Source organism: Halobaculum rarum (assembly GCF_040025155.1).
GTDB lineage: Archaea > Halobacteriota > Halobacteria > Halobacteriales > Haloferacaceae > Halobaculum > Halobaculum rarum.
In genome coordinates this window covers 2,451,034-2,476,070 of the sequence record NZ_CP157275.1, presented here as the reverse complement: position 1 = coordinate 2,476,070, position 25,037 = coordinate 2,451,034, and the positions used below count along the sequence as shown (strand labels likewise).

Genomic DNA, 25,037 nt, shown 5'->3' with positions numbered 1-25,037 from the left:
GAACCAACCAATTCACAAACAAATATACCGATATCGCTCACGATCGTCGCGTGTATTATTGAATATATATACCTAAGATGAGGCTATACCATCAATACTATATTCACCTCTCTCCGACCGACGGACATCGACCCGTCGCACCCCGGCGGTCGGCACCTCACAATGTCCACCGGAACAGCAGGCACCGGCGAGAAGCGCGTCGCCACCGACGAACAGAACGAACCGGAATCGGCGCTGGAGACGGCGCGGCGGCAGTTGGAGCACGCCGCCGCCCACCTCGACGTCGACCCGGGCGTCATCGAGCGGCTCAAACACCCGACTACTGTCCACCGCGTCGCGGTTCCGCTGGAGCGCGACGACGGCTCAGTCGAGGTGTTCACCGGCTACCGCGCCCAGCACGACGACGTTCGCGGCCCGTACAAGGGCGGCCTGCGCTTCCACCCCGACGTGAGCGAGGAGGAGTGCGTCGGCCTGTCGATGTGGATGACCTGGAAGTGCGCCGTGATGGACCTCCCGTTCGGCGGCGGGAAGGGCGGCGTCGTCGTCGACCCGAAGGACCTCTCGGACGGTGAGCACGAGCGGCTGACCCGACGGTTCGCTGAGGAACTGCGGAAGTTCGTCGGCCCGAAGAAGGACATTCCGGCGCCCGACATGGGCACCAATGCGCAGACGATGGCGTGGTTCATGGACGCGTACTCGATGCAGGAGGGCGAGACCACCCCCGGCGTCGTCACGGGCAAGCCGCCCGTCGTCGGCGGGTCGGAGGGGCGCGAGGAGGCGCCCGGTCGGTCGGTCGCGATCATCACGCGCGAGGCGGCCGATCACTACGACTACGATCTCGACGGCCTCACCGTCGCCGTGCAGGGGTACGGCTCGGTCGGCGCGAACGCCGCCCGTCTACTCGACGACTGGGGGGCGGACGTGGTCGCCGTCTCCGACTCCGGCGGTGCCGTCCACGACCCGACCGGGCTCGACACGCACGCGATCCCGAGCTTCGCCGAGCAGCCGAACGCCGTCACCGACTACGGGGTCGAGACCGCCGGCGCCGAGTTGCTCGGCGACGGAAACGACATCCTCGAGCTCGACGTCGACGTGCTGATCCCGGCGGCCGTCGGCAACGTCATCACCGTCGACAACGTGAACGACATCCGCGCCGACGTCGTCGTCGAGGGCGCCAACGGGCCGACGACGTTCGCGGCCGACGAGATCCTCGCCGAGCGCGGCGTCCACGTCATCCCGGATATCCTCGCCAACGCCGGCGGGGTCACCGTCAGCTACTTCGAGTGGCTTCAGGACATCAACCGCCGCACGTGGACCCTCGAAGAGGTCAACTCCGAGCTGGAGTCGGAGATGCTCTCGGCATGGGACGCCGTGCGTGGCGAAGTCGAAGCGAAGGACATCACGTGGCGCGACGCCGCGTACGTCGTCGCGCTCGATCGCATCGCCGAGGCGAAGAGCGTCCGCGGTCTGTGGCCCTGATCCGGTAGCGTTCCGCTCGGAGACCCCCGTTTTCTGATCGTCACTCGTCCTGCTGATCGTCCCACTCCCCCGCCAGCCGCGCGTACTCGCGGACCCGTTCGGCCTGCGCGATCAGCGGCGCGTCGATCATCTCGCCGTCGACCTCGAACACGCCGCGGTCCTCGGCGGCCGCGGCGTCGCGGGCGGCCAGAACGCGCACGGCCCACGCGATTTTGTCGCCATCGGGCGTGAACGCCTCGTTGATCACCGACACCTGCGAGGGATGGATCGCCATCTTCCCGTCGTAGCCGAGCGTCGCCGCGAATCGCGTCTCCTCGGCGAGTCCCGTCTCGTCGCCGAAGTCGGTGTAGACGGTGTCGATGGCGTCGACGTCGGCGGCCGCGGCCGCCGCGACCGTCTTCTCGCGGGCGTACAGCACCTCCGTTCCCTCGTCGGTCCGCGTCGCGCCCAGATCCGCCGAGAGGTCCTCGGCGCCGAAGGCAACCGCGTCAGTCGGCCGGGCGTCCGCGATCGCTTCCGCGCCGAGTACCCCGCGCGCCGTCTCGATCAGCGCGATCACGGGAACCGGGCGGTCGTGCTCGCGGAGCTGGTCGCCCAGGTGCTCGACAGCGTCAGCCGACTCCGCCTTCGGAAACATCACCGCGTCGAAGTCGGCACCACCGTCGGCGATGACCTCAAGATCGCGGTACGTCTCCGTGCCGGTGACGCGGACGCACACCTCCGCGTCCGGATCGAAGTCGGGGTCGGAGAGCACGTCGCGGACGGCCGTCCGTGCCTCCGCCTTCCGACCGGGCGCGACCGCGTCTTCGAGGTCGAAGACGATCGTGTCCGCGCCGGTCGCGGGCGCCTTCCGCATCAGTTCGGGACGGTCGCCGGGAGAGAACATGACGCTGCGCCGTGGCATGGATCGGAGTTCGTCCGACCGGGGTATCAATCCCGCCGACTGGATCGGAGTGAACGACTGAAACCGGCGAGAAGCGGCGGCGGGTCCCGCACGGTTTTCACCCCCCCCGCCGTCGCTCCCCTCATGGCCGGCAAGTATTACGAGGAGTTCGAGGTCGGCGAGACGATCGTCCACGAGAAACGCCGCACCGTCTCCGAGCGCGACAACCAGACGTTCTGCGACATGACCATGAACCAGCAGCCGCTGCACCTCGACGCCGAGTTCGCCGCCGAGACGCAGTTCGGCGAGCGCCTGGTCAACGGCATCTACACGATGGCGCTGGCGACGGGGCTGTCTATCCCGGACACAACCGACGGCACGATCGTTGCAAACCTCTCGTACGACGACGTGGAACACCCGAACCCGGTGTTCCACGGCGACACGATCCGTGCGGAGTCGACGGTGCTCGACAAACGGGAGACCAGCGACGGCGAGCGCGGCGTCGTGACGATGCGGGTGGACGCGTACAAACTCGACGGGGACGCCGATGACGGCGAGACCCTCGTGTGTACGTTCGAGCGGACGGTGCTGTCACTGAAGCGCGAACACGCCGGGTGAGGACCACCGGCGGCGGTTTTATGCTGCTCGGTGCGACATCCTCCGCCATGTCGTCACCCTCCGCCGACGGGGAACTCCCCGACGGCTTCGATTGGCTCTCGCTCGACCCCGAAGAGGAGGTCGTCTGGACGGGCAAGCCGCACTCGATGAGCCTCGTCCCCGCGCTCGTCGTCGGCGTCCCCCTATCGCTGGTGCTCGTCGGGATCCCGATCATCGTCGTCGCATACCTCTCGCGCGAGAACACCGAGTACGTGATCACCACCGAGGCGCTGTACGTGAAACGCGGCGTCGTCTCCCGGGACGTGAAGCGTGTCGGCTTCGAGAAGGTGCAAGACACCTCATACGCGCAGGACTTCTTCGGCACGCAGTTCGGCTACGGGAGCGTCGACGTTTCCACGGCCGGCGGCTCCGGCGTCGAGCTCAGCTTCGACAACGTCGCGGACCCCAAGCGGATCCAGGAACTGGTGAACGAGCGAATCCGCGCCCGCGACCGCCGCGGCGGCGCCGCCGACGGCGAGTCGAAGGCCGATGTGCTCGACGACATCCTCGCGGAACTGCGCGCGATTCGCGCGGCCGTCGAGACCGACGGCGCCGCCGCTGACGACGCCACGGGCGGCGCCGACGCCGGCGGACGCGACGGACGCGACGGAAGCAACAGTTCCGCCGACCGCGAGGGTGAGGAGCTGGATACCGACGCGGCGTCGACGTCCACCGACGGCCGATGAGTATCGACGCCCAGTCCGACGGCGCCGTGTCGGAATCAGTCACTGTCGACGAGGACGAGATAGTGCTCTGGACCGGACGCCCGCGGCTCTCGGCGGCGGCTCCGGCCGGCCTCGTCGGGCTGCTTGTCGCGATCGCCGGGATGGCCGTCGCTGTCGGTCCGGCGGCGACGAGCCGGTTCGGAGTGGCGATCGCCGCAATCGCCGTCCTCGTCGGCATCGCGATCCCGGGGTTGGTGTTGCTCTCGCTGGTGAACACGCGGTACGTGCTCACCGACCGCGCGGCGTCGGTGAAGACCGGAATCGTCGGCCGGCGCGTCGGCCGTGCACGGCTCTCGATGGTCGAGAACTCCGCGTACCAGCAGTCCGTCACGGGATCGCTGTTCGGCTACGGCACCGTGACGCTGGAGACCGCCGGCGGCGACGTCGCCTTCCGTCGCGTCGACGACCCGCAGGCTGTTCGTTCGCTCGTCGACGAGCACACTCGGGACCGGGAAGACGCCGAGGAGGGCGGCCCGGCGATCCCCGGATCGCTCGACTCGTGGCGGGCGGTCCGCGAGGAGGTTCGACTGCTCCGTGCGACGCTCGACCAGTGATCCGCGGCGCTTGATCGACACTGCGCGACGTCACTGTGTGATGCAGTGCTGGGTGAGGTGTGTGTTGGGCGAACAGGCGATGCGGCCGCATCGGACGACGGGGCACCGCACACCCGCGGACCGTCGTCCGGTCGGTGATCAGGTCACGGGCGGGCTGGTCCCGCCATCGGATATAAACTCGATCAGATAACGGTGCCGTGTTTCTTGTCGGGGATCGACTTCTCGATGTCCTCGTAGAAGTCGAATCGCTGGACGAGCTCCTCGCGCAGATTCGACGGGGGCACGATCTCGTCGATGACGACCTCGCTGGCCATCCGGTGGATGTCGATGTCGCGGCGGTACTCCTCACGGAGTTCGTCCTCGCGCTCGGCGCGCTCCTCGGGATCGTCGATCTCGGCGAGCTTGTTCGCGTAGACGGCGTTGATCGCCGCTTCGGGGCCCATAATTCCGATCTCGCCGGAGGGGAGCCCGATGACCGACTCCGGCTCGTAGGCCGGACCGCCCATCGCGTAGATGCCCGCGCCGTACGCCTTGCGGACAACCACGGTCTGCTTCGGGACCGTCGCCGAGGAGGTCGCGTAGATGAACTTCTTCCCCTTCTCGAGGATGGCGTCCTTCTCGACCTGCGAGCCCGCCATGAACCCCGGCGTGTCACAGAGGTACAGCAGGGGGATCTCGTAGGCGTCACAGGTCCAGATGAACTCCGCGGCCTTCTCGGCGGCGTCGGGGAAGATGGCGCCCGAGCGCTCGGTCGGCTGGTTCGCGACGACCCCGACGGGCTTGCCGTCGATGCGGGCGAACGCGGTAACGATCTCCTTCCCGTACTCGGGTTTCAGCTCGAAGACGGATTCGGCGTCGCAGATGCGGTCGAGGAGGTCGTGGGCGTCGTACGGACGGTTCGGTGCCTCGGGGATCAGCTCGTCGATGCCGTCGGGCGAGTACGTCGGCGGTTTCGGGTCGCTGCGCGGCGGCTTCTCGCCGGCCTTGTCCGGGAGGTAGGTGACGAGGTCGGCGACGAGGTCTCGGGCGTGCCCTTCGTCCTCGGCGACGAGGTCGGCGCTCCCGGAGTACTTCGCGTGTACGTCCGGGCCGCCCAAGTCGTCCATCTCGATCTCCTCGCCGGTGACCATCTTCACCATCCGCGGCGACGCGATCGCCATCGCGGACATCCCCTCGACCATCACGGTGAAGTCGGCGAAGACGGGTGTGTAGGCGGCGCCGGCGATACAGGGACCGTAGAGCACGCAGATCTGCGGGACGCGCCCCGAGAGCATCGAGTGGTTGTAGTAGTACTTCCCGATCCCCTCGCGGTTCGCAAAGAATCCCGTCTGCTCGTCGATCCGTCCCCCGCTGGAGTCCATCAGGTACAGCACCGGTTTGCCGTTCTTCAGCGCTCGCTGTTGCATCCGAAGGAACTTCTCGACGCCGCGGCCGGCCATGGACCCCGCCTTCACGGTGAAGTCGTTCGCCATGAAGTGGAGATCGCGTCCCTCGAACTCTGCGGCGCCGGTGATGAGGCCGTCGGCGGGGAGGCGGTTCCCCTCGTCGGACTCGTCGACGTCGGGAGAGTTCCCATGCCACGCGTCGAAGTGGGCGAACTTGCCGTCCTCGAACTTCACGCCGTCGGCGGCGCCCTCCCGGTCCGCGTCGCCGACGCCACCCTCCCCGTCGTCCCCGAACCACAGGTCGAGCCTGTCGCGGACGAACAGCTTCCCCTGCCCCGGGAGGCGCTGTTTGTACTTCTCCGGGCCGCCCTGCAGGATGTCGTCGATCTCCGCGCGGAGGGCGGCCTCGCGGTCGGTCGGACCCAGGTCGTCGTCCAGCGGGTACTCGATCTCGGGCGGCTCGGCGACCGCGATCGGCTCGTCGGCGTCGTCGCCGGCGTACACCTCGATGTCGACGCCGAAGTGCTCGGCCAGCGCCGAGGCGATGGCGCCGGCCTCCTCCTCGGTCGCCGCCGCGCCCACGTGGACTTTCATACGATGGTGTGCGCAAGAATTGCGGAAAGAGTTTTCCATGGACGGCGGCCCGGGTCGGCTGCCCGCGATCGCCTGTCAAATGGCTTTCCACACGGTCGTTCTGGACAGACTCAAGGGGACCGCGCCGAACGTTCGGACGTGAGCGACGATCACGACGACACCCTCCGGTCCCTCGCAGAGCTGCCGACGATGGCCCACCCCGCGCCGACCCCCGACGGCGACGAGGTGGCGCTGTACTACGACATCGACGGACGCAACCAACTGTACCTCCTCGACCCGAACACCGGCGATCTGACGCAGTGGTCCGACGGGCAGGTTCCGAAGGACGCCCGCCACGGGTTCGCATGGGACGCCGCTGGCGAACGGGTCTTCTTCCACCTCGACGAGGCCGGCAACGAGCAGAACGACGTCCACGCGATCGACCGCGACGGCAACGCCGAGCCGGTCGTCGAGATGGACGGACAGATGGCGCTCCAGTCGGTCGGCGACGGCGGCGAGACGCTGCTGGTCGGCTCGAACGCCGACGGCCAGATGAACGTCTACCGCCACGACCTCCCCTCCGGCGAGACGACGAAGCTCACCGACTACGACCGCGCCGTCTGGACGGCGGAGCTGTCGCCCGACGGCGACCGCTTCGCGTTCATGACCAACACCTCCGACGACTACGACAACGCCGACGTATTTGTCGCTGATATCGACGGCTCGAACGCCCGGAACCTCGGGATCGGCGAGATCGGCGCGGAGTCCGCCCCGGCCGACTGGCACCCCGACGACGACGCGCTGCTCGTCTCCGACAACACGCCGGACAAGGGTCGCTGCGGCGTCTACGACTTCGAGGCCGACGAGGTGACATGGTACGGAGACGGCCAGTTCGAGGAGACGCCCGCGTTCTTCCTCCCGGACGGCGACCGCTTCCTCGCGACGCGCTCGCGCGACGCCGAGTCGGTTCCCGTGGTCTACGACGCCGAGACCGGCGAGGGACGTGAACTGGACCTGCCCGGCGGCGTCGCGTCGCTGGCCGACGACACGCCCCTCGACGACGGCCGCGTGCTGGTCCAGCACACGACGCCGACGCGGCGTTCCGAACTGCTCGCGTACGATCTGGATACCGACGAGTACGAGACGGTCCTGAATGCGGAGTACGGGCCGTTCTCCCCCGACGACTTCGCCGAGGCGGAGTACTTCACCGTCGAATCGGACGGCGTCCCCGAGACGCCCCAGCGCGCCGTCGATCACGGCCCCTACGAGGAACTGGAGATCGGCGCGATCTTCTACGACTCCGGCGAGCGGCCGTCGCCGCTCGTGGTCAATCCCCACGGCGGCCCGCGCCACCGTGACACGCTGTCGTTCAGCTATCGCACGCAGTTCCTGCTCTCTCGTGGCTTCTCGGTCCTACAGGTCAACTACCGCGGCTCCACCGGACGCGGCCGCGAGTTCGTCGAAGAACTGTACGACGACTGGGGCGGCGCCGAGCAGGGGGATGTCGCCATCGCGGCCGAACACGTCCTCACCGAGTACGACTGGCTCGACGACGACCGCGTCGTCGTCTTCGGCGGCTCCTACGGCGGCTACTCCGCCTACTGGCAACTGGTCCAGTTTCCCGACCTCTACGACGCCGGGGTCGCGTGGGTCGGCGTCTCGGACCTGTTCGACATGGCCGAGAACACCATGCCGCACTTCCGCTCGGAGCTGATGGTGAAGTACCTCGGCGAGCCTGACGAGAACGAGGCGCTGTACGAGGAGCGCTCGCCGGTCACCTACGCCGACAACCTCGCCGCTCCGCTGCTGATCGTCCACGGCGTCAACGACCGCCGGGTACCCGTCTCGCAGGCGCGCATCTTCCGGGACGCGCTCGACGACGCGGGCTACGAGGAGAGCGACGACTACGAATACGAGGAACTCGGCGAGGAGGGGCACGGCTCCTCGGACATCGACGACAAGCTCCGGAGCCTCGAACTGCTCGACGACTTCTTCGAGCGACGCGTCGGCACTGTCGAGGCGGACATGGCCGCGAGCGACGACTGAGCGGATCGCGGTCGTCGTGGGTCGGGGTCTCCCTTCCGATCGACCTCGTTGATCTTCTGGGCGGCTCGCCCGCAAGCTCGCCGCCGTGAGCCGAGGCCTCCCCTCGGTCGGCCTCGCTAGTCGAACATCTTGTCGTCGAACTCCGGCACGTCGAACCCGCCCTCGCCGCCCCACCCGTCCATCACCCGGCTCTGGTACAGCATCATCGCCACCTGCGGCACCGCCTGCGGGGGAACCGGCGAGGACTCGTCGAACGCCTCGGCCGCCCAGCCGTTGTACTCGTCGACGATGTCCATCGCGTCCTTGAAGCTGCGCAACATGAGCGCTTTGTAGCGATCTCTCATTGTCCGGCTTCCGGGCGCCCGACGTGTGGGTCTATCGGTTCCGGACCTCCGAAAGCGCCGCTTCCAGCCGATCGATCAACTCCGTGTTCCCGACGTGGACGGGCACACGCTGGTGGATCCCGGTCGCCCCGACATCCAGCAGCGACCGCGCGCCGTCCGAGGAGCGACCGCCCGCGCCCTCCACGAGATACGCGACGGGGTTGCCCTCGAACTGGAGGCGGAGCTTCCCGTCGGGCGCCGACTCGAGCGCGGGGTACGCGAACACGCCGCCGTAGGAGAGCACCTGACTCACGTCCGCGATCATCGCGCCGCCGTAGCGCAGTTTCAGTTCGTCCTCGATCTCGTCGACGTAGGCGGCGAAGTCGTCGGGCCAGTCCGGGACCCGTCCGCCGAAGCCGTAGACGGTCGGGTTCTCGGGAAGGTCGATCCGTCCTAGATCCTCGCGGTCGCCCTCCTCGGTGACGAGAAACTCGTGGATCGTCGCGTCCGCAGGGGCGCCGACGCCCGCGACCATCGTCGTGACCGGCCCGTACAGGACGAACCCCGCGGCGACGAGGTCCCGACCGGAGGCGGGGAGCGGGGCGTCGTACGCCGCGATCACGGTTCCCATCGGGTTGTTCGACTCCAAGTTCGAGGAGCCGTCGAGCGGGTCGACCGCGACCGACACGGCGCCGTCGCCGGTGTCGACGGCCGACTCGCGCTCCTCGCTGGCGTATGTGCCGACGCCGTCGATGTCGCCTACCATCTCTTCCAGCAGCCCGTCGGCATACACGTCGGCCGCCAACACGTCCTCGCCGGACGGGTTCTCGTCGTCGAGGTAGCGCCGCCGTCCCGGCAGCCCGGCGCGGATCTCGGGAGCCGCAGCAGCGGCGGCGTCCAGCACCGCCTCCGCGACGACGATCGGGTCGTCGATGTCGCCGGCGCGGTCGGGGTCACCGTCGGAGCCGTCCATCAGTCGTCGGCGACGGCGGGGGTCGAGGTGTGTTCGAGCGCCTCGTCGACGGACGCCTCCTCGAAGATGACCGCCTCCAGCGCGTCGAGGATCTCCTCGGGATTCTCCCGCTGGAACACGTTCCGGCCGACTGCGAGGCCGTTCGCGCCGCCCTCGATCGCGCCGGCGACCGTCTCGAGGAAGGCGCGGTCGTCGGCCTTCGACCCCCCGGACATCACCACCTTGGTCGGGCCGGCCATCCGCGCGGCCTCGGCCATCGCCTCGGGCGACCCGGGGTATTTCACCTTCGCGATGTCGGCGCCGAGTTCGAGACCGAGGCGCGCCGCGTACGCGATCGTCCCCGAACTGGTGTCGTTCTTCAGGCCCTGCCCGCGCGGGTACGACCACATGACGACGCCCATGTCGTGCTCGCGGGCCGCCTCCTGTGCGTCGCGGAACTCCTCGGCCATCTCCACCTCGTTGTTCGAGCCGCCGTACAGCGTGAAGCCGATCGCGTCGGCGCCCAACTCGGCGGCGTACTCGACCGACCAGTTCACTGCGGAGTCGGGCTCGCCCATCCAGAGGTTGGAGGTGCCGTTGAGCTTCGCCAGCAGCGACACGTCGTCGTCGTAGCTCGGGTAGTACGCCTCCGCGACGCCCTTCCCGACCGCCAGCGCCGTCACCGCGTCGTGGGTCGCGAGGTCGAACACCCGCTCGGGGTCGGCCGTCTCCGGATTCGGATCGAAGTCCACGGGCCCGTGTTCGATGCCGTGGTCGTACGCGAGAATCAGCGCCTTATCGTCCCGGGTGATGGCTGCGTCCGCGTCGGGGAGCATACGTAACTGCGCCACGGCATCGATGATAAATCAAATGGTGTACGAGAACTGATATTTACTCGACCGCGAGTATCGCCTTCGGTCGATCAGTCGACGTGTTCGGCGGCCGCGTCGCGAAGTTCGGCCACGCGAGCGGCGTCGCGGTCGAGGGCCTCGGCGACCTCCTCGGGGTCGGCGACCGCAAGGGCGCGAGCGGAGATGATACCCGCCTCCGCGAGGTCGGCCGCGTCTCCGTCACTCACTCCCTCGACGTCCACAACTGGGGTCGGGCGGGAGCGCTCACGCCACGCTGACTCCGCGGCGACCGGGTCGCCCGAGCCGTCGGTCTTCGTCCCCGACGCGTCGTCGCGGGCGGAGGCGGCGACCCACGCCCGCTCGGCCGCCGCGTCGTCGGACCCTTCGTCCGCGCCCGTGATCCCGTCGTTATCGGTGTCGTCGGGATCGCTCCGGTCGGAACCGGCGTCGTCCCGCCGTCCCCTCGCGTTCGGCCGGTCTGCGTCGTCCGTCTGCCAGTCTCCCGACGACGCCGCGACCCACGCTCGTTCGTCGTCGCCGAGTCCGCGTATCTGCGTCGACCGACGGGCGAGATCCTCGCCCTCGGACTCGAACGACCAGGCCAGCGAGTGCTCCCGCCGGATGCGCGCGGCGACGCCCGGGTTCACCCCGGCGTCGATCAACATCCGGTAGGAGACCGCCTTGTCGCGAACGTCAGCCGCGTCGAACGGCGCGTCCGCGAGGACGTCGGCCGTCGCCGGCCCCACGAATTTCAACTCCCTAACATCCTCATCCCCCACACCTGGTCACCTGTCCGATGGGTCGGACCCGGACGGTTTAATCTTTCTGCGCGGGTTCTCACGTACGGATAATTCCGCCGTCGCTCCGCTACGCTTACGGTGACTGCCGGAACATCACTGCCCATGCGCGGACTTTCCGATATCCAGACGGTGGGCGTCGTCGGCGCGGGAACCATGGGCAACGGCATCGCCCAGGTCGCCGCAACCGCCGGCTACGACGTGGTGATGCGCGACATCGAACGCCAGTTCGTCGACAACGGTCTGGAGGCGATCGACTCCTCGCTGTCGCGCCTCGACGCGAAGGGCGACCTCGACGAGTCGCCGGAGGCGATCCGAGCGCGGATCACGGGCACGACCGACCTCGCGGACCTCGCGGACGTCGATCTCGTCGTCGAGGCCGCCCTAGAGGACATGGAGGTGAAACAGGACATCTTCGTCGACCTCGAAGACGTGACCGACGAGGACGTCGTGCTCGCGACGAACACCTCGACGCTGTCGATCACGACGATCGCCTCCGCGACCGACCGCGAGGACCTCGTCGTCGGCCTCCACTTCATGAACCCCGTCCCGATCATGACCGGCGTCGAGGTCGTCACCGGCGAGAAGACCGACGCTGACGTGACGGATATCGCACACGCGTTCGCCGAGGATCTGGGCAAGGAGACGTGGGAGAGCGACGACAAGCCCGGATTCGTCACCAATCGCGTCCTGATGCCGTGGATCAACGAGGGGATCCGCGCGTACGACGAGGGCGTCGCCTCCAAGGAAGACATGGACAAGGGGATGAAACTCGGGACGAACGTCCCGATGGGCCCGCTGGAGCTGGCCGATCACATCGGCCTCGACATCTGCCTCGACGCCAGCGAGACGCTCCACGAGGAGCTCGGCGACCGCTACAAGCCGGCGTACCTGCTCAAGCGGAAGGTCGCGGCGGGAGATCTGGGGAAGAAGACCGGGGCGGGCTTCTACGAGTACGAGTGACGCGAGTCGGCCGTCCGCGCCGCCCGAAAGGCCGGGTCCGGACCATTCGGAACGACTAACCCCCACCCCGCCCGTTCGGCGGGTATGAAGGCCACCGCGACGGCCCACCCCATCCAGGGCCTCGTGAAGTACCACGGGATGCGCGACGCCGAGCGACGCCTCCCGTACCACGACTCGATCAGCCTCTGTACGGCTCCCTCGCGGACGACGACGACCGTCGAGTGGGAGCCGGACGCGTCGCCGACCGACGACGAGTACCGTATCGACGGCGAGGTCGTCGACGGTCGCGGCGCCGAGCGCATCGAGATGGTCGCCGATCACGTCCGTGAACTCACGGATCTCGATGCCGCCGTCCGCGTCGAATCGGAGAACTCCTTCCCGTCGAACGTCGGCTTCGGTTCCTCCTCCTCGGGCTTCGCGGCGCTGGCGATGTCGCTCGTGGAGGCCGCCGGGCTCGACATGACCCGCCCCGAGATCTCGACGGTCGCGCGCCGCGGCTCCTCGTCGGCCGCCCGTGCCGTCACCGGCGCCTACTCGGTGTTGTACGCCGGGATGAACGACGAGGACTGCCGCGCCGAGCGCCTCGACGTGGGCGTCGGCCCGAACGGCTTCGACCCGGAGGAGGACCTCCGCGTGGTGACGGCGCTCGTTCCGGCCTACAAGGAGACCGAGGAGGCCCACCGCGAGGCGGAGGCGAGCCACATGTTCGACGCCCGGATGGCCCACGTCCACGAACAGCTCCAGCGGATGCGTGACCGCCTTCGCGTCGGTGAGTTCTCCGGGATCTTCGAGATCGCCGAACACGACTCGCTGTCGCTGACGGCGACGACCATGACCGGGCCCGCCGGTTGGGTGTATTGGCAGCCCGAAACCATCGCCGTGTTCAACGCCGTCCGCGAACTCCGCGAGGAGGAGGGGGTCCCGGTGTACTTCTCGACGGACACCGGCGCGAGCGTCTACGTCAACACGCCGGCCGAGCACGCCGAGCGCGTCGAGGAGCGCGTCGCCGAGGTCGGCGTCGAGACCGAAATCTGGGAGGTTGGCGGCCCCGCTCGCGTGCTCGGGGAGTCGAAGGCCTTGTTCTGATCCGGAGGCACCGCTCCGGGCTTCGAAGGGGCTGGCGCGGGTCCGGCCGACGCGAAGCCGTCGCTGCGCCCTAGACTGACAGGTGGCGCGGCTGCGTCCCGGAGCGTCGGCGACTTCTCGGCCGACTCCGTCTCCCGCGAGCGGTGCGCCACACACCCGCTCGTCGCCCGCGGGTCGTCCTCACGTCACGGGCGTGCTGGTCCCGGTCCAGTACATGAACGTTCGCATGCGTCCGAGCGGACCGCCCGTCACGCCCTTACCCACGTGTCCCGTACAGGGGCTCACATGCACGTCGTCGTTCTCGGCGCCGGCTACGCCGGCGTCGCCCTGGCCCGAAGGCTCGAATCCCGACTCTCGCCGGAGGTGGACATCACGCTCGTCAACGACCGCGAGGACCACGTGCTCGTCCACGAGACCCACCGCGCGATCCGCCGACCGGCAGTCGCGGAGGCGATCTCGGTTCCCCTCGACGACCTGCTCGGTCGGACGGAACTGGTCGTCGACCGCGTCGTCGACGTGGACGCCGAGGCGGGCCGAGCCGAGTTGGCAGACGGCGACGCGATCGAGTGGGACTACGGCGCGCTGTGTCTCGGCTCGGAGACCGCGTACTACGGGATCGAGGGACTTCGCGAGCACGCGATGCCGCTGAAGTCGCTCGACGACGCCGCGGCGATCCGGGAGCAGTTCTCGGAGGTGATCGACGACGGCGGGCGCGTCGTGGTCGGCGGCGCCGGGCTCTCGGGCGTGCAGGTGGCCGGCGAACTCGCCGCGCTGGCTCGCGAGGAGGGCGCCGAGGTACCCGACGACGTGGAGATCGCGCTGGTCGAACAGTTGGACGAGGTCGCCCCGAACTTCCCCTCGAACTTCAGCCGGGCCGTCCGCGAGCAACTGGCGGCACGCGGCGTCGATATCGAGACCGGCACGGCGGTCGAACGGGTGTTCGACGACCGGATCGTCACCGACGGCGGCGACCTCACGTACGACCAACTCGTCTGGACCGGCGGCATCGCCGGCGACGACGCGGTCGGCGGCGACCGGCCGGTCGTACGGGCGGATCTCCGGCTCACTGACCGGACGTTCGCGCTGGGGGACGCCGCCCGCGTCGTCGACGCGGACGGCGAGCCGGTCCCCGCCTCCGCGTCCGCGGCCGTCCGCGAGGCCAAGACGGCCGCCGAGAATCTCGGCCGGCTGGTCGACCACGATCTGTCGGCCGCTCCCGACGACTTCGCTCCACGGCTCGCGACGTACCGCTTCGAGGTGCCCGGCTGGCTCGTCTCCGTCGGCGACGGCGCCGTGGCGCAGCTGGGGCCGACGGTGCTCACCGGCGCGGCGGCGAGGGCGTCGAAAGCGGGCGTCGGCGCCGGCTATCTCACGTCCGTGGGCGCCGTCCGCAAGGCCGTCGAGCTGGCCGAGGAGGAACTGCTGTAACGAATAACCGATCGTTCGTCCACTGTTCGTCCTTGTACACCTATAACTGATGTGCTGAATATGCAGATAACGCTTACATCGAATCGTGTTATCCGATGTCATATGCCATCATCCGGTATCGATCCGTACAGTGCGTCGGAGGGCGTGTTCGAGTGTCTCGGCTGCGGCGCACGGACACGGTCGGACAGCCATCCGGGGACGTGCCCGGAGTGCGACGCCACCGTCCAAAACATCGCCGTCAGTCGGGAGTGAGCCGCGGGCCCGAGCCCGGTAGCGACGCGGCCGGAAAGCACCGGGAGCGCGACGCTTAACCGGCTCGCGCCGCAATTCGTGTCGATGAACGACATGCCGCGAGCGACGGGGATGGACGCCTTCGCGGCGCTTGGCGACGAGGTACGGGCGGCCCTCTCCGAGCGCGGTTTCACGACGCCGACGGCGCCCCAGCGGCGGGCGATCCCGCCGATCGCCGACGGCGACGACGCCCTCGTCATCGCGCCCACGGGGACCGGGAAGACCGAGACCGCGATGCTGCCCGTGCTGTCGGCGCTCGCGGAGACGCGTCCCGAGGGGCTGGGCGCGCTGTACGTGACGCCGCTGCGGGCGCTCAACCGCGACATGCGCGAGCGGCTGGAGTGGTGGGGCGAGTACCTCGACCTCGACGTACAGGTGCGCCACGGCGACACCAGTGACTACCAGCGCAGCAAGCAGGCGAACGACCCGCCGGACGTGCTGGTGACCACGCCGGAGACGCTCCAGGCGATGTTGACCGGAAAGAAGCTCCGCGCGGCCCTCTCGGACGTGGACCACGTCGTCGTCGACGAGGTCCACGAGCTCGCGGCCTCCAAGCGTGGCGCCCAGCTGACCGTCGGTCTGGAGCGCGTGCGCCGGCTCGCCGGCGACTTCCAGCGCATCGGACTCTCCGCGACGGTCGGCGACCCCGAGGAGGTCGGGAAGTTCCTCACCGGCGACCGGGGCTGTGAGATACTCGAAGTGGACGTGGGGAGCAAGGTCGAGTTCGACGTGGTCTCTCCCGAGGTGACGGCGGAGGACGAACGTCTCGCCGGGAAGCTCGCGACGGATTCCGATATCGCCAGCCACGTCCGACTGATCCGCGACATCGTCCGCGAGAACGAGTCGGTCCTGATCTTCGTGAACACCCGGCAGACCGCGGAGGCGCTGGGATCGCGGTTCAAGACGCTCGGCGAGCCCATCGGCGTCCACCACGGGTCGCTGTCGAAGGACGCCCGCATCGAGGTCGAGGAGGGGTTCAAATCCGGCGAGGTCGCGGGGCTCGTGTGTACCTCGTCGATGGAACTGGGGATCGACGTGGGGAGGGTAGATCACGTCGTGCAGTACAACTCCCCGCGCGAGGTCGCGCGCCTGCTCCAGCGGGTCGGCCGCGCGGGTCACCGCCGCGACGAGGTGAGCCGCGGCACCGTCGTCACCGACAGCCCCGACGACACGATGGAGGCGCTCGCGATCGCCCGGCGGGCCGTCGAGGGCGACGTGGAGGAGTCGGGCATCCACCACGGTAGCCTCGACACGCTCGCCAACCAGATCGTCGGCCTCCTGATGGACATGGGCGAGGTCGACGCCCGCGAGGCGTACGAGCTGATCACGCGGGCGTACCCCTTCCGGGACCTCCCCGAGGAGACGTTCCGGGAGGTCGCCCGGGAGCTGTCGGGCAACCGCCTGCTGTGGATCGACGAGGAACGCGACGTGTTGGAAACGTCGGGGGGGACCTGGCAGTACTACTACCGGAACCTCTCGATGATCCCCGACGAGGAGACGTACGACGTGTACGACATCTCCTCGCGCCGCCAGATCGGCACGCTCGACGAGCGCTTCGTCGTCAACTTCGCCCAACCGGGCGAGGCGTTCATCCAGCGCGGCGAGATGTGGCGGATCAACGACATCGACGACGAGGAGGCGGAGGTGAACGTGACGCCCATCGAGGACCCCGCCGGCGAGGTTCCGTCCTGGACCGGTCAGGAGATCCCGGTCCCCCGCGCCGTCGCCGCGGAGGTGGGTGAGATGCGCGACGTGGCGGAGCCGCAGTTCGCCGGCGGCGCCGACGCCGACGCGGTCGCCCGCGAGTTCGTCGGTCGCTACCCCGCCGACGCCGAGACGATCCGCGTGGGACTCGAGACGGTCGGACGCCACGTCGAGGCGGGTCACCCGATGCCGACGGACGACCGGATCGTCGTCGAGGGACGGGGGCGATCGATCGCCGTCAACGCCGCCTTCGGCCACGAGGTGAACCGCACGCTCGGGCGCCTGCTCTCGGCGCTCGTCGGCCAGCGGACCGGCTCGTCGGTCGGGATGGAGGCCGACCCCTACCGTATCGAGTTGGAGGTTCCCAACGGCGTCACGCCGGGGACGGTTATCGAGGTGCTGGAGGAGACCGACCCCGCCCACGTCGAGGCGCTACTGGAACTCGCCTTGAAGCACTCGGACACGCTCAAGTTCACGCTCGCACACGTCGCAGCGAAGTTCGGCGCGTTGAAGCGGTATCAGGGGAACAAGCGCTTCGGCGGCGACCGCCTCATGGCCGCGCTGGAGGGTACGCCCGTCTTCGACGAGGCCGTCAGGGAGGTGTTCCACACGGAACTCGCCGTCGAGGAGACGGCCGAGTTGCTCGCCGATATTCACGCCGGCGACGTGGCGGTCGTCGCCGCCCGTGAGCGCACGCCGCTGGGGACCGACGGCCGCTCGTCGGGTCGGGAATTCCTCGTCCCCGAGAACGCCGACGCCTCCGTGATCGAGACGATCCGGGATCGAATTATGGACGATCACGTGATCCAGCTGTGTGTCCACTGCGGCGACTGGGACCAGCGCACGAAGGTACGGCGCGTCCGCGACAGCCCGGAGTGCCCCGAGTGCGGCTCCACCCGGATCGCGGCGCTGAATCCGTGGGCCGACGAGGTCGTGAAGGCGGTCCGCGCGAGCGAGAAGGACGAGGAACAGGAGAAGCTCACTCGAAAGGCGAACCGCTCGGCGAACCTCGTGCAGGCGCACGGCAAGCAGGCGGTGATCGCGCTGGCGGCCCGCGGGGTGGGGCCGCACAACGCAGCGCGGATCATCGGAAAGCTCCGCGAGAACGAGGACGACTTCTACCGGGACATCCTCAAGCAGGAGCGGCAGTACGCGCGGACGAAGAGCTTCTGGGAGTAGTACGGTCGGCCAAGGGTCGCACCCGTCGACCGGTGCCGCCTACGACCGCTTGCTCCGCGAGGTGACCACGTCCAGTCCCGGGCTGTAGTGGTACACCGGGTCGGCGTCCGGCTCGGCGAAGCCGTGCGACGTCAGGAGGGTGTTCGTCTCGATCTCGGCCTCGGCGGGGTACAGCGTCCACGGCTCGTGTTCGACGTCGGTGTAGCGGATCGAGCCGTCCTGCGCCTCCGTGTAGAAGCGGTAGCGCTCGACGAGGAACTCGGCCATGGGGTTGTCGGGGGCGCGGAACCCCTCGCCCGTCGGCCGATACGTCGCCTCGTAGCGCGCCGGGCGCGAACCGGGATGGAGCCGCCGGCTCCGGAAGCGAACGCCGCCGCGTCCGTCCGAGTTCAGGGAAATCCGGGCGTAGTAATACGGGAGGTGGTGGAACACGCGCGCGCCGACGACGCTCGCGGCGCCCTGCGCGTCGAGGCTGAAGAAGTAGACGCTCGGGACGCCGTCGCGGGTGACGTACGTCCGGACGTTCAACTCGGGGAGGCGGATGCCGGCCCCCGCCGGGAGGCCCTTCGGCCGGACGGCGACGTTCGTGAACGGGACGACCGACAGCCACGCCGAGCCGTCGTACGTGTCCGACTCCAGTTCGTCGGGCAGGTGTGCGTCCATCACGGCGGGGTCGACCGGCCAGTTCTCGAACAGGAGGTGTCGCCAGCCCATCTCCAGCGGGAGGACCATACCCACACTCAGTCAGCGGACGAGAAACGCCTTTGGACCGTGGCTCAGTCCTCGCCTTCCCACTCCTCGAGCGTCGCGGAGACCGCGTTGACGAGGTGGTTGAAGTCCCGAAGCTCCATTCCGTCGCTGGTGACGAGCACGCCCTTGTCACGACCGTCGATGCGAACGGCGTAGCCGTTCTCGAACACGCGCAGGGTGTATCGATACCTCCCCAGCTCCGTGCCGGAGTAGCCGTCGCTGGCCATCGCGAAGTCCTGGCGCTCGGTGCCGATGAACGCCATCAGGTCGGCGTCCTGTTCGAGGTCGTCGCGCAGGTACAGCTGCTCGTGGTCGGTGCGCGAGAAGTACGTCACCGAGCGCGCGTTGTCGCCGACGGTGGTCCGGCACGTCGAGACGAGTCGATCCGCGGCCTCGTCGGGGAGCAGTTGGGACATACCACCCGACTGCCGGCCGCGTCGGTAGTCGGTGTGGTAGCTGCCAACCTTGCCGGTTCCTGCGCCGCGTTACATGTGCACACGCTCCGTATTTACTGGCACCATTCATCACATATCGTTTTCCCGACCACTTCCGTCGTGGTAGGTATGTCGACCGCCGATCCCGGAGGCGACGCCGCCGAGAGCGACGGAACTGACCCGTTCGGCCGGGCGATCCGTGACGTCGCGCACGGCGAGCGGACGGAGCCGCTGTGGTGCGTCGACGGGGACGAGCGCCTCGAACACCCGATCGAGCGGTTCTACTTCGCCGAGCGCGACGATGCGGTGTACGAGACGCTCGACGACGACGGGGTGGCGACGCCGCTGCTCGACCTCGGCGCGGGGGCCGGGCGCGACGTGCTCCGATTTCAGGAGCGGTACGACGGCGAGGTCGTCGGCCTCGAACCGTCCGCACACCTCGTCGCGACGATGCGCGAACGCGGCGTCGCGTCGGCGGTTCGAGGCGACATGTTCGCGCTGCGCGAGTCGTTCGACCGCGACCGCTTCCGGGCCGTCTACGCCCACGGTACCCAACTCGGGCTGGCGCGCCCGCCACACCGACTCCGCGAGTTTCTGGCGGATCTGGCGGTCGTGACCGCTGACGACGCCGTCGCCGTACTCGACAACTACGACCCCGATGCCGACGGCGCGCGCGACCTCCTCGGATGGCGGCCCGACCCCACGCCGGGGATGGGCTACCGCGTGGTGCACTTCGAGTACGAGGGGGACGTTGGCGACACCCTGCTGTTCCGGCCGTTCGCGCCCGACGTGCTCCGGGAGGCGTGCGTCGGCTCCGAGTGGTCGGTCGCCGAGGTGCGGTACACGAACGACCACCACTACGAGGTGGTGTTACGGAAGGGCTGACTCCTCGGGATCGCTCAGTCTCCGTCGTCGCGCTCGGCGGGGTCCCACGCGTCCAACGGGTCGCCGCCGAGGACGAAGTCGACGCCCTCGTGTTCCGTGATGACGACGTACACCGTTCGCTCCGGCACGCCGAACCGGTCGCCGAGCTCGTCGGTCAGGCGGCGGGCGAGCGCGTGGCGCTGCTCGACGGTCCGCCCGACGCGGACGTCCGCGTTCACGAGCGCGACCGGATCGTCGGGGTCGGCGCCGCCCAACTGCGGGTCGCTCTCGACGACCGACACACCCACGTGGTCGGTTCCGGTGTTCATGACCTCGGCGTACGTCTCGGCGACCCAGTCGGTGAACGACGTGCGTTCAGAATCGGTGACGGCGACGGAGAGATCGAATCGAAGGTGTGGCACGAGTGAACGATCCGCGTATGACGGATAGCTGTGTCGCCGCCGACTGGGGTCTCGGGTCGATCGCAACCGCCCCGGGTGCCGCAGCTACCTCAGGTCGACCGCTCCGCGACGACGGCTCCGCTCGCGTCGCGCAGGATCACCGTCTCGCCGTCGTTGTTCAGCGTCGGTCGACCCCGACCCCAGTACAGGTCGGTCTCGGTGTCCTCGCCGCTGCCGACGTGAAGCGTGACCGACGCCCCCGCCGCCAGCGTCACACTGTCGGGGAACTCGTAGGTGAAGCCCGCCTCGTCCGACAGCGTCCACCCCGAGAGGTCGACCGCCCCGTCGCCGCGGTTCGTGAGGACGACGTACTCGTCGTTGAGGTTCTCGCCGTCGGCGCCCTCGGCGTCGGCGTGGATCCGCGAGACGACGACGCCGTCGCCGGTCTGGGTCGCGGTCACCGTCGCGGTGGCGGTCGTTTCGTCGTCGCCGGCGGGGCCGGGTGTGCCGTCGCGGCAGGACCACAGTCCGCGATCCGCTGTCATCGCGCGCTCCTCCGCGGCGTAGAACGTGTCGCCGCGCTCGAACGAGGAGTCGTACACGCGGGCGAGTCCGCGGTCGATCAGCGCGTAGTTGAACGAGCCGCCGTCGTGGTGAACGTACACGAGCAGGCGGTCGTAATAGCCGCGGCGGGGCTCGTTCGAATCGAACCCGAGCGTCACCTCCTCGCCCAGGAGTCGGTTCTTCGCGTAGGCGCTGGCGCGGTCGCCGTACTCGCGCAGACACGACCGGCCGGCGTCGGTGTCGGGGACGCCATCGAACTCGTCCGGGGAGTTCTCGCCGTACACCTCCGGGGTGTCGACGCCGAGGAGGCGTGCGGTGTCCATCGTGCCGTTGTCGTACTCGAACCGGAACGTGTCGCCGTCGACGATCTCGACGACCGTCACGCGAGGTCCGTCAGCCGGCGGTGCGGCGGTGACCGGCGTTCCGCCCGATCCGGGAGGTGCCGTCCGCGTCGCGTCGGCGGTCGTGGCCGTCGACGGGCTGGCCGGCTCGGCGGCACAGCCCGCGATCACGAGCAGGAGGCAACACGCGAGCGCGGCGAGACCGCGGGTGGACATACCCGACCCGTCGGGTGGCACGTCGAAAGGCGTTCTGGAGCGACCGGGGGAATCGGGCGGGACGAGCGCGAACCGGCCTACCGAGCGCGCTCGTAGACGACGAAGTCGAAGTCGTCGCGCTCGTCTCGCTCGACCTCCCGCCACTCGTCGGGGTCGAACTCGGGAAATGTGGTGTCGCCCACGTACGACTCGTGAACTTCCGTCAACACCAGTTCGTCGGCGAGTGGGAGGAACTGCTCGTAGACGGCGCCGCCGCCGGCGACGTAGACCGTGCCGACGCCCCGTTCGGCGGCGTCGGTACGGGCGGCCGCGAGCGCCTCCTCGACGGACTCGACGACGATCACGTTCTCGGGGAGGTCCGGGCTCGACCGCGAGAGGACGACGTTCGTCCGGTCCGGGAGCGGGCCGCCGATGTCGCTCGCGATCGACTCGTACGTCCGGCGCCCCATGATCACCGGATGACCGGTCGTGGTCTCCTTGAAGTGGCGCATGTCGGCCGGGAAGTGCCACGGCATCCCGCCGTCGGCGCCGATGACGCCGTTGGCGGCGACGGCGGCGATGAGCGAGACGCGACCGTCGCTGTCGTTGTCAGCGTCCCCGTCACTCGGCAGGGATCTGTCGCTATCGTCCATCACTCGGCGACCGCGAACTCGATGCCCGGCGCGGGGTCGTAGTCGAGCAGCTCGATGTCGTCGAACGTCAGTTCGTCGAGCGGCTCGTCGGCGACGCGCAGCGTCGGCTTCTCGCGCGGCTCGCGAGCCAACTGCCGCAGCAGGCCCGGCACGTGGTCCTTCTTCTCGTCGTCGTCGACCTCCGCGGGCGCGGCGTCCTCGACCCAGTCGGCGAGTTCGCGGTACGCCTCGCTCGACTCCGCGGCGGCGACGCGCTCGGCGAACTCCTCGCGGTTCTGCCCGTACCAATCGCCGCGATCCTCCGTGCCGCAGTAGACGTGGGCGTCGACGACGCTGTGGGCGAACGTCCCGGGCTCGAAGCCGGTGCGCTGGGCCACGGCCGTCAGCAGGATCGAGTAGGCGGCGATGTTGAACGGGATGCCGAGCGCCAGATCGCCCGAGCGCTGGGTGAGATGGAGGTTCAGGCGGTCGCCCTGGACGTTGAACACGAAGGTGTAGTGACACGGGGGAAGCGTCGAGACGGTCGCGTTCGCGGGGTGCCACGCGTTCACGACGATCCGCCGGGAGTTGGGGTTCTCGCGGAGCGTGTCGAGGACGTACGCGAGCTGGTCGAAGGTGCGCTCGTCGTCGTTCATCCACCGGTGGGTCTCGTCGGGCCACGTCTCGCCCTCCAGCCCCTCCTCGGGAACGGGGTAGCGTCGCCAGAACCGACCGTAGGCGGTGTCGAGGCGCCCCTCCTCGTCGGCCCACGCGTCCCAGATGCCGGTCTTCTCGCTGAGGTCGCGGACGTGCTCCTCGCCCGAGAGATACCAGAGGAGCTCGTGAATGAGCGAGTTCCAGCGAAAGCCCGAGAGGTCCTTCGTCGTGAGCAGGGGGAAGCCGTCCGCGAGGTCGGCCTCGTAGTGCGCGGAGAACGCGGAGAGCGTGTCCACGCCGGTCCGGTTGGGCTTGTAGGTGCCGTCCCGGAGCACGTCCTCCACGGTCGAGAGGTACTGCTGCATACGCGAGAAGCGCGGGGCGTCCATCATAGACCTACCGGACCCGGACCCGGACCCGAGCCCGAGCGTCCGGCCGCGACGGGAACCCCCAAGACCCGTGCCGCCCAACGCACGGCCATGATCCACAATCTCGCCGCCGGCGTGCAGGCGTTCACGAGCAACGCGTTCCTCGTGTCCGGTCCCGCAAGCGCCGACTCGCCCGCGACGACCGACGACGGCGACGCGGGCCGGCGTGTCCTCGTCGACACCGGTTCGAACTTCGACGTTCTCCCGCTCGTTCGCGAGCGCGTCGACGACCTCGATGCGGTCGTCCTCACGCACACACACCACGACCACGTCGGCAACCTCGAGGCCGTGTGCGATGCCTTCGGCGTCGAGACCTGGGGCTTCGACACGAGCCAGCCCTCGGTCGACAACGAGATCCCCGACGGCGGAAGCGTCGAACTGGGCCTCGGCGACTACGAGGCGCTGCACACGCCCGGCCACAAGAACGACCACCTCTGCCTGTACGACGAGGACGCGGGCGTGCTGTTCGCGGGCGACCTGATCTTCCAGAACGGCGGCTTCGGCCGGACGGACCTGGAGGAGGGCGACCGCGACGCGCTGATCCGCAGCATCGACCGCGTTCGCGACCGCGTCGACGGTGACGGCCTCCGCGAGCTCCACGTCGGCCACGGGCCGAGCGTGCTGGACTCGCCGTTCGATCACGTGGAACTCGCCGGGCGGGCGGCGCGGACGCGGTAGCGGGGCGACCAGCCGCAGCGCAGCCGTCAGCGGTCTCGCGCCGCCGCCAGCAACTCGCCGTACGCGTCTCGATACGCCGACGCGACGGCGTCGGGATCCCCCTGTTCCTCGCCGGTCAGTGGTCGGAGGTCGTGCGTCGAGAGCGGATCCAGCATCGCGGTCACTCGATCGACGTGGACCTCCAGCGCCCCCTCGTCGCGGTCGCCGGTCGCGGTCTCGCGCGCGAGCGCCCAGCGGTCGCCGTCGTACACGCGACACCGCCCGGGATCGACGACGGCGACGGCGTCGAAGCCGACCCCGCGCAGCGGCATCGCCACGTCGCCGTACGACTCCACGAGCGCCACGCCCGACTCGCCGGCGTCGCGAACGTCGTCCGCGAGGCGGTCGAGCGCGGGCAGGTGCAACTCACGCATCGCGTCGTTGAACGCCCGGACCGAGTCGACGCGACGAGCGCCCGCGAGCGGGAGGTCGTCGCGGAGCCGGGACGGGACCTCGGCGGTTCCGTTCATCACCCACTCGTCGCCGGCGGCCGTCCGGACGCGGTCGACGAGGAACGTCCGGCCGGACTCGCCGAGCACCCCCGTCTCGCCGGGCGTCGGTCGCCAGAGGCGGTGGATCGGGTTTCGTCGCTCGTGGCTCGCGTCGCTGTCGGCTGCCCGAAGCAGTCGGTCGATGTCCTTTCCGTAGAGCCGGCTCTCGCCCGCCGCGCGGCGAACGTCGTCGTGGTCGAACCACCGGTCGTTGCCGGCGCGGGGCTTGAACACGGACAGTCGCGAGCCGTCGGCACGGAGCCGCGCGGCGAGCCCGACCGCGAACGTCGTCTTGCCCGCGTCGACGGGGTCGCCCCCGGCGACGAGGAGCTTCACGCTCCGTCGGCCGACACGTCGTCCGGATGCTCGGGGTCGTCGGCGGCGGCCGAGTCACCGGCATCGTCGAGGTCCTCCGGGCGGCGTACGCCGTAGTAGCCGGGCTCGTCGTCCCCGCGTGGCTCCGCGACGACGAGGCCCTCAGAGTTCGTCATGATCCACGGGATCGCCCAGTCGAGCAGCACCTCCTCGGTGCCCTCGTCGATCTCGGCGTCCGGCTCCAGCCCCTGCAGGAGCCGCGCGATCTCGTAGACGGTGTACATCCGGTCCGGCTCGAACAGCTCCGCGGGCGTGTAGAAGTCGCACGGGAACAGCCCGGGGAACTCCGATTTCTCGATCGGCATGGACGTT

Annotated in this window: 26 protein-coding genes; 12 read left to right on the top strand and 14 right to left on the bottom strand. The window is 69.2% G+C overall.

All coding sequences use genetic code 11. The features are described 5' to 3' along the window. Positions 1-162 precede the first annotated feature (162 nt). Complete coding sequence (gene gdhB / locus ABJD39_RS12745) at positions 163-1,479, top strand: glutamate dehydrogenase GdhB (protein WP_348609311.1); 1,317 nt, start codon at positions 163-165, stop codon at positions 1,477-1,479. A gap of 40 nt (positions 1,480-1,519) precedes the next feature. On the opposite strand, the gene ABJD39_RS12740 is transcribed toward gdhB, so the two are convergent. After that, positions 1,520-2,383: an HpcH/HpaI aldolase/citrate lyase family protein gene (locus ABJD39_RS12740; protein ID WP_348609308.1), complete on the bottom strand. Its 864-nt coding sequence runs from the start codon at positions 2,381-2,383 to the stop codon at positions 1,520-1,522. Between the two features lie 123 nt (positions 2,384-2,506). Between ABJD39_RS12740 and ABJD39_RS12735 the strand changes: the two genes are divergently transcribed. Genes ABJD39_RS12735 through ABJD39_RS12725 form a run of 3 tightly spaced genes read left to right on the top strand, consistent with a single transcriptional unit; the run spans position 2,507 to position 4,298 of the window. Beyond that, complete coding sequence (locus ABJD39_RS12735) at positions 2,507-2,980, top strand: MaoC family dehydratase (protein ID WP_348609305.1); 474 nt, start codon at positions 2,507-2,509, stop codon at positions 2,978-2,980. 47 nt (positions 2,981-3,027) lie between these two features. Further along, on the top strand, positions 3,028-3,705 hold the full coding sequence (locus tag ABJD39_RS12730) for a PH domain-containing protein (protein ID WP_348609302.1): 678 nt from the start codon (positions 3,028-3,030) through the stop codon (positions 3,703-3,705). Further along, positions 3,702-4,298 (top strand): PH domain-containing protein, encoded by a 597-nt coding sequence (locus tag ABJD39_RS12725; protein WP_348609299.1) that lies wholly within the window; start codon positions 3,702-3,704, stop codon positions 4,296-4,298. The genes ABJD39_RS12730 and ABJD39_RS12725 overlap by 4 nt, the downstream gene beginning before the upstream one ends. A gap of 182 nt (positions 4,299-4,480) precedes the next feature. Here ABJD39_RS12725 and ABJD39_RS12720 read toward each other — a convergent pair whose 3' ends face one another. Continuing rightward, complete coding sequence (locus ABJD39_RS12720; RefSeq protein WP_348609296.1) at positions 4,481-6,277, bottom strand: acyl-CoA carboxylase subunit beta; 1,797 nt, start codon at positions 6,275-6,277, stop codon at positions 4,481-4,483. 138 nt (positions 6,278-6,415) lie between these two features. Between ABJD39_RS12720 and ABJD39_RS12715 the strand changes: the two genes are divergently transcribed. Then, positions 6,416-8,302 (top strand): S9 family peptidase, encoded by a 1,887-nt coding sequence (locus tag ABJD39_RS12715; RefSeq protein ID WP_348609293.1) that lies wholly within the window; start codon positions 6,416-6,418, stop codon positions 8,300-8,302. A 116-nt stretch (positions 8,303-8,418) separates the two neighbouring features. On the opposite strand, the gene ABJD39_RS12710 is transcribed toward ABJD39_RS12715, so the two are convergent. The 4 genes from ABJD39_RS12710 to ABJD39_RS12695 all read right to left on the bottom strand — a co-directional run bounded on the left by ABJD39_RS12710 (position 8,419) and on the right by ABJD39_RS12695 (position 11,174). Continuing rightward, a complete protein-coding gene (locus ABJD39_RS12710) occupies positions 8,419-8,646 on the bottom strand; it encodes a hypothetical protein (RefSeq protein WP_348609290.1) in 228 nt (75 codons plus the stop codon). Between the two features lie 31 nt (positions 8,647-8,677). Then, on the bottom strand, positions 8,678-9,598 hold the full coding sequence (locus tag ABJD39_RS12705; protein WP_348609288.1) for a class 1 fructose-bisphosphatase: 921 nt from the start codon (positions 9,596-9,598) through the stop codon (positions 8,678-8,680). Further along, positions 9,598-10,413 (bottom strand): class I fructose-bisphosphate aldolase, encoded by an 816-nt coding sequence (locus tag ABJD39_RS12700; protein ID WP_348609285.1) that lies wholly within the window; start codon positions 10,411-10,413, stop codon positions 9,598-9,600. The genes ABJD39_RS12705 and ABJD39_RS12700 overlap by 1 nt, the downstream gene beginning before the upstream one ends. Positions 10,414-10,499: 86 nt before the next feature. Continuing rightward, on the bottom strand, positions 10,500-11,174 hold the full coding sequence (locus ABJD39_RS12695) for a DUF7409 domain-containing protein (protein ID WP_348609282.1): 675 nt from the start codon (positions 11,172-11,174) through the stop codon (positions 10,500-10,502). Positions 11,175-11,330: 156 nt separating this feature from the next. On the opposite strand from ABJD39_RS12695, the gene ABJD39_RS12690 reads away from it, so the two are divergent. From ABJD39_RS12690 to ABJD39_RS12670, 5 genes are all read left to right on the top strand, one after another. Next, positions 11,331-12,188, top strand: a complete 858-nt coding sequence (locus ABJD39_RS12690) for a 3-hydroxyacyl-CoA dehydrogenase family protein (RefSeq protein WP_348609279.1) — start codon at positions 11,331-11,333, stop codon at positions 12,186-12,188. An 84-nt stretch (positions 12,189-12,272) separates the two neighbouring features. After that, on the top strand, positions 12,273-13,274 hold the full coding sequence (gene mvaD / locus ABJD39_RS12685) for a phosphomevalonate decarboxylase MvaD (protein ID WP_348609276.1): 1,002 nt from the start codon (positions 12,273-12,275) through the stop codon (positions 13,272-13,274). A 285-nt stretch (positions 13,275-13,559) separates the two neighbouring features. Continuing rightward, the gene (locus ABJD39_RS12680) at positions 13,560-14,702 is read left to right on the top strand and encodes an NAD(P)/FAD-dependent oxidoreductase (protein WP_348609273.1); all 1,143 of its coding nucleotides are present in this window, start codon (positions 13,560-13,562) and stop codon (positions 14,700-14,702) included. 102 nt (positions 14,703-14,804) lie between these two features. Then, positions 14,805-14,954, top strand: coding sequence for a rubrerythrin-like domain-containing protein (locus ABJD39_RS12675; protein WP_348609270.1), 150 nt, complete (start codon positions 14,805-14,807; stop codon positions 14,952-14,954). Between the two features lie 93 nt (positions 14,955-15,047). Next, positions 15,048-17,876 (top strand): DEAD/DEAH box helicase, encoded by a 2,829-nt coding sequence (locus ABJD39_RS12670; protein ID WP_348613642.1) that lies wholly within the window; start codon positions 15,048-15,050, stop codon positions 17,874-17,876. A gap of 39 nt (positions 17,877-17,915) precedes the next feature. Here ABJD39_RS12670 and ABJD39_RS12665 read toward each other — a convergent pair whose 3' ends face one another. Further along, the gene (locus ABJD39_RS12665; RefSeq protein ID WP_348609267.1) at positions 17,916-18,608 is read right to left on the bottom strand and encodes a YqjF family protein; all 693 of its coding nucleotides are present in this window, start codon (positions 18,606-18,608) and stop codon (positions 17,916-17,918) included. 44 nt (positions 18,609-18,652) lie between these two features. Continuing rightward, positions 18,653-19,042, bottom strand: coding sequence for a DUF7522 family protein (locus ABJD39_RS12660; RefSeq protein WP_348609264.1), 390 nt, complete (start codon positions 19,040-19,042; stop codon positions 18,653-18,655). A gap of 147 nt (positions 19,043-19,189) precedes the next feature. On the opposite strand from ABJD39_RS12660, the gene ABJD39_RS12655 reads away from it, so the two are divergent. After that, positions 19,190-19,945 (top strand): class I SAM-dependent methyltransferase, encoded by a 756-nt coding sequence (locus ABJD39_RS12655; protein WP_348609261.1) that lies wholly within the window; start codon positions 19,190-19,192, stop codon positions 19,943-19,945. 14 nt (positions 19,946-19,959) lie between these two features. Here the strand turns inward: ABJD39_RS12655 and ABJD39_RS12650 are convergent, their stop codons facing one another. The 4 genes from ABJD39_RS12650 to thyA form a co-directional block, all read right to left on the bottom strand. Beyond that, the gene (locus tag ABJD39_RS12650) at positions 19,960-20,346 is read right to left on the bottom strand and encodes a tautomerase family protein (protein WP_348609258.1); all 387 of its coding nucleotides are present in this window, start codon (positions 20,344-20,346) and stop codon (positions 19,960-19,962) included. Positions 20,347-20,435: 89 nt separating this feature from the next. Then, the gene (locus tag ABJD39_RS12645; protein WP_348609255.1) at positions 20,436-21,446 is read right to left on the bottom strand and encodes a lamin tail domain-containing protein; all 1,011 of its coding nucleotides are present in this window, start codon (positions 21,444-21,446) and stop codon (positions 20,436-20,438) included. A 77-nt stretch (positions 21,447-21,523) separates the two neighbouring features. Then, positions 21,524-22,078: a dihydrofolate reductase gene (locus tag ABJD39_RS12640; protein ID WP_348609252.1), complete on the bottom strand. Its 555-nt coding sequence runs from the start codon at positions 22,076-22,078 to the stop codon at positions 21,524-21,526. Next, on the bottom strand, positions 22,078-23,079 hold the full coding sequence (gene thyA / locus ABJD39_RS12635; RefSeq protein WP_348609248.1) for a thymidylate synthase: 1,002 nt from the start codon (positions 23,077-23,079) through the stop codon (positions 22,078-22,080). The genes ABJD39_RS12640 and thyA overlap by 1 nt, the downstream gene beginning before the upstream one ends. 114 nt (positions 23,080-23,193) lie before the next feature. Between thyA and ABJD39_RS12630 the strand changes: the two genes are divergently transcribed. Next, positions 23,194-23,820, top strand: a complete 627-nt coding sequence (locus tag ABJD39_RS12630) for an MBL fold metallo-hydrolase (protein WP_348609245.1) — start codon at positions 23,194-23,196, stop codon at positions 23,818-23,820. A gap of 26 nt (positions 23,821-23,846) precedes the next feature. On the opposite strand, the gene ABJD39_RS12625 is transcribed toward ABJD39_RS12630, so the two are convergent. Further along, positions 23,847-24,686 carry an ATPase gene (locus tag ABJD39_RS12625; protein ID WP_348609242.1) on the bottom strand — a complete coding sequence of 280 codons (840 nt, stop codon included), beginning with the start codon at positions 24,684-24,686 and terminating at the stop codon, positions 23,847-23,849. Then, positions 24,683-25,030 (bottom strand): DUF5827 family protein, encoded by a 348-nt coding sequence (locus ABJD39_RS12620; RefSeq protein WP_348609239.1) that lies wholly within the window; start codon positions 25,028-25,030, stop codon positions 24,683-24,685. Before ABJD39_RS12620 ends, ABJD39_RS12625 begins: the two co-directional genes overlap by 4 nt. Positions 25,031-25,037 lie beyond the last annotated feature (7 nt).